This window comes from Micromonospora sp. WMMA1363, assembly GCF_030345795.1.
In the GTDB taxonomy this organism is placed as follows: domain Bacteria; phylum Actinomycetota; class Actinomycetes; order Mycobacteriales; family Micromonosporaceae; genus Micromonospora.
The window spans coordinates 5,750,827-5,764,117 of sequence record NZ_JAUALB010000001.1; the positions used below are offsets into that span (position 1 = coordinate 5,750,827).

9 protein-coding genes and 1 pseudogene are annotated in these 13,291 nt (G+C 69.0%); 4 read left to right on the plus strand and 6 right to left on the minus strand.

Annotated elements, in window-relative coordinates:
* Positions 1–151: 151 nt before the first annotated feature.
* Positions 152–1,315: a nucleotide disphospho-sugar-binding domain-containing protein gene (locus QTQ03_RS26775; RefSeq protein ID WP_289280443.1), complete on the minus strand. Its 1,164-nt coding sequence runs from the start codon at positions 1,313–1,315 to the stop codon at positions 152–154.
* A 336-nt stretch (positions 1,316–1,651) separates the two neighbouring features.
* Here QTQ03_RS26775 and rfbH point away from each other — a divergent pair, with 336 nt between their 5' ends.
* Complete coding sequence (gene rfbH / locus QTQ03_RS26780) at positions 1,652–2,959, plus strand: lipopolysaccharide biosynthesis protein RfbH (protein ID WP_289280444.1); 1,308 nt, start codon at positions 1,652–1,654, stop codon at positions 2,957–2,959.
* A gap of 176 nt (positions 2,960–3,135) precedes the next feature.
* Here the strand turns inward: rfbH and QTQ03_RS26785 are convergent, their stop codons facing one another.
* Both QTQ03_RS26785 and QTQ03_RS26790 read right to left on the minus strand, forming a co-directional pair.
* Positions 3,136–4,452 (minus strand): aminotransferase family protein, encoded by a 1,317-nt coding sequence (locus QTQ03_RS26785; RefSeq protein WP_289280445.1) that lies wholly within the window; start codon positions 4,450–4,452, stop codon positions 3,136–3,138.
* Between the two features lie 174 nt (positions 4,453–4,626).
* Positions 4,627–5,646, minus strand: coding sequence for a Gfo/Idh/MocA family protein (locus tag QTQ03_RS26790; protein WP_289280446.1), 1,020 nt, complete (start codon positions 5,644–5,646; stop codon positions 4,627–4,629).
* 458 nt (positions 5,647–6,104) lie between these two features.
* Between QTQ03_RS26790 and QTQ03_RS26795 the strand changes: the two genes are divergently transcribed.
* Positions 6,105–7,547 carry an NDP-hexose 2,3-dehydratase family protein gene (locus QTQ03_RS26795; protein ID WP_289280447.1) on the plus strand — a complete coding sequence of 481 codons (1,443 nt, stop codon included), beginning with the start codon at positions 6,105–6,107 and terminating at the stop codon, positions 7,545–7,547.
* A gap of 30 nt (positions 7,548–7,577) precedes the next feature.
* On the opposite strand, the gene mhpA is transcribed toward QTQ03_RS26795, so the two are convergent.
* The 3 genes and pseudogenes from mhpA to QTQ03_RS30795 form a co-directional block, all read right to left on the minus strand.
* A complete protein-coding gene (mhpA, locus tag QTQ03_RS26800) occupies positions 7,578–9,170 on the minus strand; it encodes a bifunctional 3-(3-hydroxy-phenyl)propionate/3-hydroxycinnamic acid hydroxylase MhpA (protein ID WP_289280448.1) in 1,593 nt (530 codons plus the stop codon).
* Positions 9,167–9,946, minus strand: coding sequence for a thioesterase II family protein (locus QTQ03_RS26805; RefSeq protein WP_289280449.1), 780 nt, complete (start codon positions 9,944–9,946; stop codon positions 9,167–9,169). Before QTQ03_RS26805 ends, mhpA begins: the two co-directional genes overlap by 4 nt.
* Before the next feature lie 563 nt (positions 9,947–10,509).
* A pseudogene (locus QTQ03_RS30795) lies at positions 10,510–10,691 on the minus strand (IS1380 family transposase); the annotation flags it as partial.
* Between the two features lie 590 nt (positions 10,692–11,281).
* Between QTQ03_RS30795 and QTQ03_RS26810 the strand changes: the two are divergent.
* Complete coding sequence (locus tag QTQ03_RS26810) at positions 11,282–12,469, plus strand: helix-turn-helix transcriptional regulator (RefSeq protein WP_289281009.1); 1,188 nt, start codon at positions 11,282–11,284, stop codon at positions 12,467–12,469.
* A complete protein-coding gene (locus tag QTQ03_RS26815; protein ID WP_289280450.1) occupies positions 12,466–13,290 on the plus strand; it encodes a methyltransferase domain-containing protein in 825 nt (274 codons plus the stop codon). Before QTQ03_RS26810 ends, QTQ03_RS26815 begins: the two co-directional genes overlap by 4 nt.
* Position 13,291 lies beyond the last annotated feature (1 nt).

The window sequence follows — 13,291 nt, forward strand, 5'->3', positions numbered from 1 at the left end:
GTGGGAAGTGCCGCAACGGTCTCGGCACGGGTCCCGGCGGGTTCGACAGCCTCGCCTCGCCCCCGGCTCGCGAACCGGGGACGGCGGCCGCCATCCGCTCGGCGGGGCCCCGCCGAGCGGATGGCCGCCGCCGTCCCTGTGGGCGGACGACTCAGTCGGGTCGTCCCGTGGATCCCTCGTGCACGAGCCATTCGATGCGGCGCGCCACCTCAGAAGGCAGCGGAAGGGCGGCGATCTCCCGAGCGAGCGCGCGGGCGGCCGCGGCATACGTCGGGTTGGAGACGATCTCCTGACAGCCCTTCGCGACAGCGTCGCTCGTGGCTTCCTCGGGAGTGAGCAGGATCCCGGCGCCCGCCTCGACGATGCGACGGGCCATCGAGTTCGCGCGGTGCAGGGCGGGGTCGGGGACGAGGACCTGAGGCACACCGAAGGTCAGCGCCGTCATCATGGTGCTGCCGCCCGACTGGTGCACCAGGACATCACAGGTGGGCGCGAGTACGTCCAGCGGAATCCAGCCCGCCAGCACGTTCGTCAGCCGGTCACGGAGGACGGGGAGGGCGTCCTCCGTGACCGGCACCACGACCTCCGCGTCCGCGATGCTGATGTTCTCGACGATCGCCTGCAGGAAGTCGTACTGGTTGTAGCTCGCCACGCCCGTCCCGATCGTCACGCCGATCCGGGTGTCCGCCCCGCGCGTGTACATCCACGGTTCCAGGCGGCACTGCGTGTTACCCGGGATCCACCGCATCATCTGCGCCGGTGCGGCGTTCGGTGGACGCAGGCTCGGCGGAGTGATGTCGATCGTCATGTCCGGTTCGGGGATGCCGCTCAGGCCCAGCTCCGCCAGCTCCGGCTGGAGCTCCTCCGTCGCGCCGAGGTCCAACAGGTGCGGGTCGTGGATGTCCCATCCGTGGCGCACGTGTGGCACGCCGAGGCGCTTCGCCAGCAGCGGGGCGGCGTAGGAGGCCATGCCGCCGACAATGACGTCCGGGGACCAGTCCTCGGTGAACGCCAGCAGGGCGTCGAGGGTCACCGCCTCCAGGCGCGCGTACCAGTGACCCGACTGCTGCTCGCGCGCGATCGGGTCCTCCGGAATCTCGAGCAGCCGGCTGTCCCGCGCGATGATCTGCCGCGGGCTCAGCTCCGGGTCCGTGATCCGCACGGCGGGGAGCCCGACCCCCGTGATGGTCGGGATCAGGTCGTCGAGCGAGGCGGTCACCATGACCTGGTGACCGGCGTTGCGCAGGGCCGTCGCGAGCGGGACGTGACTGAATATCGTCGACGGGGCAATTCCGGCGAGAATGAGAACTCGCAAGTCGTCTCCCAACGGTCGTGAAGTTCTCTGCGAGGCAGATTTCGACAAAGATGACGCCTGCGCACCCGCAGGCTCGTGGGGTACAGCTTGCCGACACCACCAGCCGGGGCCATCACCAACGTTGGTGGTCTCGGGCCGGCTCGGACCGCCGTTGTCGGACATGGCCCTACCACGTTGAGGGATGCCACGTCCTCCTGGCACTTCTAGCATCCATCGAAGAGATTCAGCGAGTTGTGGCGGTTGTACCGTACGCCGGATCGAGTGGGCAGCCGGCCGCCGTTCCGACTCCAGCGACAGGTCCAGCGACAGCCCACAATCGACCGTAGGGGATACGACATGGTCGACTCAGCCCGATCGCGCCTGCTGGAACAGGTCCGTGCCTACCATGACGTCCAGGTTCCCGGATCGGCGCCGTTCATCCCGGGTCAGACTCCCATCCTGTCGTCCGGAGCCGTGCTGGACGCCGACGACCGGGAGGCCCTGGTGGCCGCCGCGCTCGACCTGCGGATCGCCTCCGGAGGGATCACGGCGACGTTCGAGTCGTCCTTCGCCCGGGCGCTCAAGCGGCGCAAGGCGTTGCTGACGAACTCCGGCTCGTCGGCGAACCTGCTGGCGCTCAGCACGCTGACCTCGCCGGAGTTGGGTGACGAGCGGCTCCAGCCGGGCGACGAGGTGGTGACGGTAGCCGCCGGGTTCCCGACCACGGTGAACCCGATCCTGCAGAACGGTCTGGTACCGGTTTTCGTCGACATCGAACTCGGCACGTACAACACCACCGCCGAACGAGTCGAGGAGGCGATCTCCCCGCGCACGCGCGCGGTCATGATCGCGCACACGCTGGGCAACCCGTTCCCGGTCGCCGAGATCGCCGAGCTGGCCGCGCGGCACGGCTGCCACCTGATCGAGGACAACTGCGACGCGGTGGGTTCGACCTACAACGGCAGGCTCACCGGCACGTTCGGCCGCTTCTCCACCGTCTCCTTCTACCCGGCACACCACCTGACCATGGGCGAGGGCGGCATGCTGCTGTCCTCGGACATCAAGCTGGCCAAGCTGGCGAAGGCATTCCGTGACTGGGGCCGCGACTGCTGGTGCGAGCCCGGCGAGGACGACCGCTGTCTGAAGCGGTTCGAGCTCCAACTCGGCACGCTCCCGGAGGGCTACGACCACAAGTACGTCTTCTCCGAAGTCGGCTACAACCTGAAGAGCACCGATATCCATGCCGCCCTCGGGCTGAGCCAGTTGGCCAAGCTGCCCGACTTCATCGAGGCGCGCAAGCGCAACTGGCGTCAGCTGCGAGAGGGCCTGGACGGCCTGCCCGGCCTACTGCTGCCCGAGGCGACCCCGGGCAGCGACCCGAGCTGGTTCGGTTTCATCGTCACGGTGCTGCCGGACGCGGGCTTCGACGTCCCGGACGTGGTCGGCTATCTGGAGAGCCGCAACATCCGCACCCGGCGGCTGTTCGCCGGCAACCTCACCCGTCACCCCGCTTACATCGGCCGGCCGCGGCGCATCGTCGGCTCGCTGGCCAACAGCGACACGGTGACGGAGCGGACGTTCTGGATCGGTGTCTATCCGGGAATCACCACGGAGATGATCGAGTACGTCATTGGCACGCTCAAGGAGTTCGTCGCCTCGCAGTGAAGGGGCGAGCCCGCCACCGCACATCGGCCGCCAGATCACTCCGGCACGTTCTCACCGCGCCGGGGGTCGCCCGTGCCCGGGTCGGGCCATCTCGCCGCGAGTCGGTACCTGACATGCTCGGCGAGAGCCGGACGGCGCCGGACCGCAGGAGCGGGCCGGCGCCATCAGTCGATCGGTCAGTCCACCTGTTCGCCGAGCCGGACCAGTGACGTGCGCAGCGCGTGGACGAGAAAACTCAGGTCGGCATCCGGGGCGTTGAGCGGCGGCGCCACCAGCAGGCCCTCCCCACTGCCGTCTCTGCAGAATCCGACGAACGGGTACAGCAGCAGGCCGTTGCTCCTGGTGATTCTCAGTGCGTCGCCGACGGTGCCCGGGGCCAACTCGATGCCGTAGAAGTAGCCGAGGCCCCGCACATCCGTCACCGCCGGCAGTTTCCGTGTCGCCTCGGCCACCACTCGACCCACCGCCGCGCCGCGCACCTGGTCGCGGTCGAGAGCACCGATGTCGTCCAACACCGACAACACCGCGAGCCCGACCCGTGCCTGCAGCGGGGTCGCCGACATCGTTCCCATGAGCGGCAGCCACCGCCCGCTGGACAGGATGTCCTCGGCCAGGTCCGGCGCGACCATCGTGGCGGCCAGTGGAACGAACCCCGCGCCGAGCCCCTTCGCCAGCGTCACGATGTGCGCCTCCGCGTCCGGCGTGTGGTGCGACGCCAGCGGCAGCCCGGTGCGGCCCAGACCGGTGAGCACCTCGTCATGGATGACGAGGACGTTGTACTCGTCGCAGATCTCGCGTACCGCCCGCAGATATCCGGCCGGCGGTACGTACCCGCCTCCGGTGGTGCCGTTGACAGGCTCCACCAGTACCGCGGCGACGTTCTCCGGACCGGCCTCGACGATCGCCTCGCGCACCGCCTGCGCACATTCCACCCGGCAGGTGGGGAACGGACAACCGAGATGCTGGCCGGGGTAGGGCGGATCGAAAGCCGGCCCGATCCCGAAGGTGTCGTCCTCGTGCGGGCGCCGGGAGCGGTGGCCGGACAACGCGAGCACGAACGCGCTGTTGCCGTGGTAGCCGAGCGAGGCCGTCAGCACCTTGTGCCGGCTCGCCTCACCCCGCGCCCGCTGTGCCAGCCTGGCCAGCGCGATGGCGGCCTCCACGGCGTGCGTGCCGGTGGGGGTGAACATCACGCGGTCGTCCGGCCTGTGTACGGCCCTCGCCGTGGCGGAGGCGAGCTGTTCCATCTGGCGGGCCACCAGCGAGCCCGGACTGGCGTACGTGCAGATCCCCGCCTGGTCCCGCAGCGCCTCGACCACCGCAGGATGGGCGTGACCGATGTTCACGTTGATGATCCCGCTGGACGCGTCGAGGTAGCGTCGTCCGTCGTCGGCGAATATCCAGCACCCATCGGCGTGGGTGTAGGAGATGGGCGGAATCTGTAGCCGCGCCGCCAGTAGCTGCGACGTGCCCGCAGCATCCTTCACCGTCACGGCCGGGACCCTCCGAACACCTCAACCACGTCGCCGCGGATGTCACACAGCTGCATACGAACTCCTGTCGTGCTCGAGAGTGGATCGGCCCGCGATCGGGACTGAGCCGTTCGGGCCCGGGTCAACTCAGGGGGTGCGGGGTGCCTCCTCGACACGCGGCGGGCGCCGCCGCCCTCATGCCGACGCCGCCATCTGGCTGGTGGCCGCCTGCTCGTCGGCCTGATTGGTGCAGCGCCTCGCCCTCCCCCGGATGTCGTCGACGAGAACCGCCTGCCGCAGGACGCTGCCGTTGTCCGGCAGACGCCCCGATCGGACAGCCGTCGCGAACGCCCGCACCGAGTTCGCCACCTGGTCGTCGGGCGCCAGCCGGATCTCTTGAACGCTCGACTTCCGCTCCAGGCGCAGTACCGGGACGTGGTCGGCGGGTGGGGTGTAGGCATGCTCGATCGCGATTCGCCCCTCGCTGCCCCAGAGTTCGTAGCTGGACCGGTAGGAGTGGTCGAGGCCGAAGGTCAGGTGCACACCCACGCCGCCCTCGGTGCACAGCAGAGCATGCCCGCAGGAGTCGACGTGCTGGCCGGGCCGGGAGGTCAGCACCGCCGAGACAACCTCCATGCCGCTGCCGCCCAGGAAGGACATCGCCGCGCGCAGCGGGTAGACCCCGGTGTCCAGGAGCGCGCCACCGCCGAGTTCGACGCTGTAGCGGACATCGCCGACCGGGCGCCTCGGCACGCCGAACGAGGCGTGGAAGGCGTACAGGCGGCCGATCACGCCGTCTTCCAGCTGCCTGCGGACCACCGCGTGCTGACTGTGGTGGAGGAACATCATGTTCTCCATGAGCACCAGGCCGCGGGACCGCGCCGTGGCTGTCAGTTCGCGTGTCCGGGCTCCGCTGGTGGTCAGCGGCTTCTCGGCTAGGACGTGCTTGCGGGCGCACAGGGCGTCTTCGATCCAGCTGGCGTGCATGGCGTTCGGCAGCGGGACGTAGACGGCCTCGACCTCATCGAGATCCAGCAGCGCCTCGTAGCCCTCGACCGCGCGGCAGCCGTAGGCCCGCGCGGTCGGCACGGCAGTGTCGAGGTCCCGGCTGGCGATTGCCACGATCTCGACCTCCGGAAGGGCCGCCATGGCGGGAAGCGTCTTCCGGCGGGCGATGCTCGCGCATCCCATGATCCCGATTCGCACGGGAGCCACAAGATCTCCTTCCCCAGTTTGTCCAGGTCAGCAGCGATCACCGGGACGGAGGAATCGCGTCGAGCCCGACCGGCCCTGGTCCTTCGGAGAGTAGGACTGGCGTGCCGGCCCGGGTATCCCTTGGTCTGATAGCACGCCGCGCGGCTGCACCGCGCACGGTGCCATCAGAACGAGGGATGCCCGCCGATCGCGGCTGTCCTAGCCTACGGAGGAAGCAAGCCCGCGGACGGCGGTCACCGACGGCGGAGCGCGACCGCCGCGTCCGACGAATTCGCATGGGAGACCACGGCCGGCGCCGTGGATGGAGGTACGCCTGAGCAGGTCGGCCTGCTCCGCTTCCTATGGAGGAAATGCCGCAGTGCCCGGGTCCCCGGAACCCGGGTGACCGACACCTCTTGGCCGGCCACTGATTCCGGGACCGCGGACACCGGCGCGTAGGTATGACATCAGGGGATCATGTGATCGACAGCGCGAGCGGGACACTCACGGGCGCGGAGTCGGGACGGTCCGGGCGGGCCGCCTCCTCCGTTGACGACGCGGTCATGTCCATGGCGGACTTCTACTCCTGGTTCAACGCGCGGGCCCGCGCGAACAGCTTCCGGGTGGAGCGGATTGCGTTCGCGGACCTCTCCGGGTGGGGCTTCGACCCGGACACGGGCAATCTCGTCCACGAGAGCGGGCGGTTCTTCTCGGTGGAGGGCCTGCGGGTCCGGACCAACCGGTCCTGGGTGAGCGAGTGGGGCCAACCGATCATCGTGCAGCCGGAGATCGGCGTGCTCGGCATCCTCGTCAAGCGGTTCGATGGCGTCCTCCACTGCCTGATGCAGGCCAAGATGGAACCGGGCAACATCAACGGACTGCAGATCTCGCCGACCGTGCAGGCCACTCGCAGCAACTACATGCGGATCCACGGCGGTGCGGGCACCAAGTACCTGCAGTACTTCCGGCCCGGCTCCCGAAGCCGGGTGCTGTTCGACGGGCTGCAGTCCGAGCAGGGGTCGTGGTTCCTGCACAAGCGCAACCGCAACATCATCGTCGAGACCGAGGACGACGTTCCGGTCGACGAGGACTTCTGTTGGCTCACGCTCGGTCAGCTTCGCCGTCTGCTGTTGCTCGACCACATGGTGAACATGGACGCCAGGACAGTCCTGGCGTGCATCCCGCCAGCGTTGACAGGACCGAACGACGAGGACGCCGGCGACGAGTCGTTCACCGATGCGGTCCTGCGTTCGTTCTCCGGTCAGGGCACGGCCGTGCACGAGCCCGAGCAGATCCTCAGCTGGCTCACCGAGGTGCGGGCCCGGCAGGAACTAGTGCAGCGCCGGGTGCCGCTCAAGCACCTCGCCGACGACGGCTGGCGCGTCGGCGCCGACGTTATCGACCACCGGGACGGCAAGTACTTCGACGTCATCGCGGTGGCCGTGCAGGGGAGCAACCGAGAGGTCACGGCGTGGACCCAGCCGTTGGTGGCCCCCAAGCAGGCCGGCCTACTCGCGTTGCTGGTCAAGCGGATCGGCGGCACGTTGCACGCGTTGGTGCAGGCCCGCAGTGACGCGGGCATGCTCAACATCGCCGAGCTGACCGCCACCGTGCACTGCCAGCCGGGCAACTACGCCGACGTACCGGCGGAACACCGCCCCCCTTACCTCGACTACGCGTTGACGGCACCCGCGTGCCGGGTCCGGTTGGACGTGCTGCATTCCGAGGAGGGTGGCCGCTTCCACCACGCACAGAACCGGTACCTGATGATCGAGGTCGAGGACGAGTTCGTCGCGCCCGACGACCGGTATCTCTGGGCGACACTGCACCAACTCACCTCACTGCTGCCGCACAGCAACTATCTCACGGTGGAACTCCGCAGCCTCGTGGCCAGCATGCGCAGCCTGACGCCGCGGCTGTGACGGGCAACCGGATGGAGCGGGCCGGACGCCTCAGCCGGCGGGGGGCGGCGCGCTCGCCGGCGCCGGGGTCCGAAGCTGGTTCCGCAGGTCGTCGACCACGTCCCGGATGCCGCCCGGGCCGCTCCCGGCACCGAAGACGTGGTAGTCGGGACGGATGAGTAGGGCGGTCGCCCCGAACTGCGCCAGATACGGGCGGTAGACGTCGTCCACGTCCACCGCGCCCTGCTCCGGTGCGTCTCCGGGCGGTAGCAGCCGCACCATGTGGGTGTCCAGCGTGCCGAGGAAGGACAGCCGCTCCTCGTCGAGTGCGGTGTGCGGATCCTCGGTGGTCAGCAGCACGAAACCCCGGCCGACGACGTCGTCGAACAGCCCGATGTCGCGGCCCAGGGCCACTCGTCCCTGCGGCGCGACCGCACCCGCCGGTGGCTCGGCCACGTCCGCCCCGGGCCGCCGGTGCAGCAGCCCGTCCGAGAGCGGCTTCGCCGGATCCGGCCGGACCGGGGCCCGCCCGCGGCGGTTGGCCAGTACCGTGGCGTCGCGCTCGGCGGCGGCCGCCGGATCGGTCACGCAGATCACCCGGCCTAGCTGGACCGACGCCAGGATCGCCTCCTTGGCCTGCGCGCGGCGTTCCTGCGGGTAGGAGTCGATCAGTGACTCCGCCGCGAGTCCGCGCAGTGTGAGGTCGAGCTTCCACGCCAGGTTGACGACGTCCCGGATGCCGGCGCACATGCCCTGACCGGCGAAGGGTGGCATGAGGTGGGCCGCGTCGCCAGCCAGCAGGACGTGACCCACCCGCCACCGCTCGGCCCACCTGGCCTGGAAGATGTACGTGGTGCTGCGCAGCAGGGTGGCGGTGTCGGGTCTGACGCCGAACGGTGCGAGCAGGCGCCACGCCGTCTCGTCCCGGTTCAGCTCGGCCGTGCTCTCGCCGGGCAGGCGCATGAATTCCCAGCGCCGCCGCCCAGGGCCGCTGCCCACCTGGGTCGTGGGCCGCGCCGGATCACAGATCTGCACGTTGGTGGGGACGAATTCGCGTGGCTCGTGGAGTTCGACGTCGCAGAGCAGCCACTCGTAGGAGAATCCGAGGTCCGTCACGGGGACGTCGAGGTGGTGGCGGACGAAGCTGTTGGCGCCGTCGCATCCCACGACCCAGCGCGCGGAGACGCGTCGCGTCGCGCCGTCATCGTCGGTGGCGAGCACCTCCACCCGCTCGTCGCCTTCGCTGATGCCCACGACCTCGTGTCCGCGCAGCACCGTGAGATCGGGGAGCGACGTCGCCCGGGCCGCGATGAGCTCCTCGAGGGCCGGCTGGTGCATCGTGTTCGCGTCCGGCCAGCCGTACGGGCCGGACGTGCCGAACGCGATGTCCAGCAGGATCTCACCGGCGGCGGTGCGCCACTGGTAGCCGCTGGCCGGAGCCGTGATCCGGCCAAGGTCCGGGCCGATCCCGGCGGCGGCCAGGAGGCGGGCGGTCTCACCATCGAAGCTGGTCGCCCGGGGCAGCCGGTATGGCCGGGGACGGCGTTCGATCACGGTCACCCGCCAGCCGCGTCGGGCGAGTAGCACCGACAGGGTGGCGCCGACCGGCCCGTTGCCCACGATGACGACGTGCGCGTCTCTCACGGTAACCTCACAGCTTGACGCGTCCGACCTGACAGTTCCTTCCGGAGAATCGCGATCACGTCCTCGCTCCGGTCGACGAGGAAGAAGTGACCCCCCGGAAGGACCTTGAGGTCCATCGGTCCGGTGGTGTGCTCGGCCCAGGCGCGGGCTTCGTCCAGTGACACCCGGCGGTCGCGGTCGCCGGTGAGCACCGTGACGGGGCAGTCCACGCTCCGGTCGGGATCATGGCGGTACGTCTCGATGGCCTGGTAGTCGCTGCGGACGGCCGGCAGGATCATCTCCCGTAGTTCCGGGTCGGCCAGCATGACCGGTTCGGTGCCGTTCAGGGTCCGGAGCTCGGACACGATGCGGTCGTCCGACAGGGGGCGTACCTCCTCGTCACGGTAGCGGGACGGGGCGCGTCGACCCGAGACGACGAGGTGTACCGGCGAGGGCAGACCGGCGGGACGCATCCGCAACGCCACCTCGTAGCCGAGGACCGCGCCCATGCTGTGTCCGAACAGTGCCAGGGGGCGGTCGTCCAGGTGGCGCAGGGCGTCGAGGATCTGATCGGCCAGATCTGGGATGTTGTCGACGGCGGGCTCGTGCCGCCGGTCCTGGCGGCCCGGGTACTGGACCGCCAGGACCTCCACCGCCGGGGCGAGTGCCTTGGACAGCGGGTGGAAGAAGCTTGCCGAGCCGCCGGCGTGTGGCAGGCACACCAGGCGGGTTTCCCCGTCCGGCGCCGGGTGGTACCGGCGTAGCCAGGTCTCGACGTGTTCCGTGGGTTGAGGCACGGCCAGTGTTCCTTTCCGGGTTGTCCGTGGCGGGGTGACCGCAGGATCGGGAGCTGCGTCGGGTGGCACCGCGAGGGTCGGCACCGCTGGACGGCCTGCGCGGTGTCTCCTGTGCCGGGAGGAGCGTCGGCGGGCTCGCTTGGAGCCAGGATCGCCGGAGGCCCGGCGAGCGTCGCTGTGCCCGGCGGCCGTGGGCGACCGTCATGGTGCCGGCCAAGCGGTACCGGCAGCTAGCGCGCCGGTGCGCACCGGCCGGCCGGGTCGGGGATCACCTCTGCTGGGAACAGGTCGCCCCATTCCTCGATCGAGCCCCCGCTGGTGGCGGTCATGTGCTGCTCCCTCCCGTGACCGGGGGCCAGCGATCCGCGGGCGTGGGACGACCGTGCTGTGGCCCCGCTGCACCAACGATAGGGAGGCGGCGGCTGGCCGAGCACCCCTCAGCCTGATAGCCGTCGTGACACCGTCCATGGCAGATCTGGCCGGAGGCCCTGCGGCCGCGCCGTGGGCGGCGCCATCAGAACCAGGGACGCCCGATCGTGGCTTGAGCGGCGGCGGTCGCTTCACCCGCCATCGGCGAGCCTCACCACCAGGTCCACCTCGACCCGGCGGTCGTGCCGCTCCGCCGCCGCTTCAGCCCACCCAAGGCACTGAGTTCGCTGGTCAACCCGCTGGCGTCGGCGATACCGGCGGACGGGCGCGTACCGGCGTGCCCAACCACACCCCATCCGTCACCGCTGACCGCGATCTTCGGGCGCGTTTCGGTAGCTTTTACCCTTCAAGTTCCGTCCGTGACGGGCGTTTTGGACCTTGACGACAAGTTAGATCTTCTCAGATCAGATGGCACTTTGACTTTCATGATCCACGATGCGGACAGCCCTTGCCAAAGGGTCGAGGCCGGTCGTACCGACGCTCGGGGATTGCCTCGGATAAGGGTCCGGGCGATAGAAGGTTCTCCATGTGATGCCACCGATTTCCACGAGATTGATCTTGCATGCCGCCGCGACCAGCGAAGACGCCCATCATGAAAGGCTTTGCAATCTTCTCTGGACGTGGGGCCGCGCCGGTAGTAGTGTCGGTGACGGGATGGCTACGCTGAGAATTGCCAGCGTGGCCAACCATCTGAGTAGCAATGGGGGATTCTTGTCGTCTTTGTTGGCGCCGGCTCTCGCCGGCGCGGATATTCCCTGTGACCGAAGCCACCACGCACCTCGGTTATCTTTTCCTCAGCATCCATTTGTCGCATCCGCGGACGCCCTGCTGTCGAGTTCGTGTGAGACCGCCGGTCTTTTTCGCCGTTCCGCCCTGTCGTGGTATAGCGGGCGGCTCGATGCGGGATTGCAGTACGCCGCGGCGGCAGTCGACACGAGATGCGACGAGCACCACGAGTTCTGCGCGCTGGCTCCCTTCTGGCGGGTCGCGTTGCTGACCAAGGCCAGGGAGTTCAAGGCCGGCTGGCGGGCGATCAACTCCCCTGAGGTGTACAGGGGTGGGCCGGAGTCGCCACTCATGACCGCGACGTCGCTCATCATTCGGGGTGAGCTGCTGTTCGCCAGGGGGTGCGTCGACGACGGTCTCGCCGACGTGAACGCGGGGTTGCGCGCCGCGGAGCGCTGCGAAGCCCGGTTGTTGCTGCCCACCGGTTACGTGGTGCTGGCACTCGCCGCGTTCCGCCGAGCTGACATGAGAACCTGCCTGCACTTCGTGGACAAGCTGACCGGTGAAGCCCTGCTGGGCTACTTCGGGCAGGCCGCGGGAGCGTGGGTGACCGCGCAGGTGGCAGAGGCCCGCGGCGGAACGGACCGGGCAGCCGGGCTCATCGCCGGAATCGTCAGCGACCGCCTCGTGCTTCGCCAGCTTCTGGTGTCCGAGCCGGCGGCGGCCTCGTGGCTGGTTCGCGCCTCCTGCAAGTTGGGCGCCCGTGACCTCGCGGAGGCAGCGGTGACGGCGGCCGCTACCGCGTCCGCCGAGCACCCCGGGTTCCGCGTCATCCGCGGAGCGGCGTTGCACGCCGCTGGACTGCTGGAGGAGGACTCCGGCAAGTTGCTGGAGGCGGCGAACACCTACCCTGATCGGTGGTGCGGGGCGTCCGCGCGGGAGGACATGGCCGGCTTGTTGGCCGAGCGACGGTCCGAACGGAGCAATACCGTTCGGACCTTCGAATTGGCGCTGGGGGCCTACACTGCGGTCGGTGCCGCACGCGATGCTTCTCGGGTCGCGAACAAGCTCCGCGACTTCGGTGTGCGACGTGGCGTTATCCGGCCCGTGCAGCGTGAGGGGCATCAGCCGCACGGACTGACCAACATGGAGTTCGCGGTCGCGGAGCTCGTGAGTCAGGGACACACCAACAATGAAGTCGGCAGGCAACTGTTCATCTCTCGGCACACCGTGGCCTTTCACCTCAAGAAGGTGTACCAGAAGATGAGCCTCACATCGCGCGTGGAGTTGGCGGCCAGCTGGAAACAACGCAATGGCGGCATGAGTTCTAATGTCAGAAATCATGATGATGGTGGGGGGCGCTGGTGAAAAAGCCGACGCCAAATGAGATTGGCCAGGGCTACGACGCGTTTACGGATTTGCTCGACCAACTCTGGGGCGAAAATCTGCACCACGGCTACTGGGAGGACGCGTCCGACGATGTGTCGGTGAAGGACGCCGCCGATCGGCTGACCGACAAACTTGCCGGTCTGCTGACCATTGAGCCAGGCGATCGCCTGCTCGATCTCGGTTGTGGCATCGGTGAGCCGGCCATCAGGCTGGCCACGGCACACAAGATCGAAATCGTGGGCGTCTCGATCAGTGGTCGTCAGGTCGAGCGGGCACATGACCGCGCGGTGTCCGCCGGTCTGGCCGACCGGTTGTCCTTCCAGCTGGCCGACGCGATGGACCTGCCATTCCCGGAGGAGTCGTTCGACATCGTCTGGGCGCTGGAGTCCCTGCATCACATGCCCGACCGGGCCCATGTTCTCCGGCAGGCGACCCGGGTGCTGCGGCCCGGCGGGCGGGTGGCGATCGGTGACTTCATGCTCCAGCCGAGTGCCGACGGTTACGAAGCAGGCGCCGCCCGGGTCAACGAGGCGAGCAAGGGTGTCCTGTCGGTCATCGGACGTGACGCCTACCTTGCCATGATCCGTGAGGCCGGACTCGTTCCCGTGGCCAGCGAAGACGTCAGCAGGCACACCCGGCCGTCCTGGGTCAAGGCGGGAGAGCGGTTCGCCGCCCTTCGGGAGCAGGCCGTGCCGCACATCGGGGAAGAGCAGTTCGACCTCACGCTCGCCCGATTCCGCGCATTCAGCGAGGAGCCGGCGTTGGGGTACGCCCTCCTGACCGCCCGCAAGCCCTCCTGAT

What these genes read in the sequence shown, in the direction of transcription:
- rfbH (WP_289280444.1), top strand. Translation starts at nt 1,652, where the DNA reads ATGGTCGACTCAGCCCGATCGCGCCTGCTGGAACAGGTCCGTGCCTAC.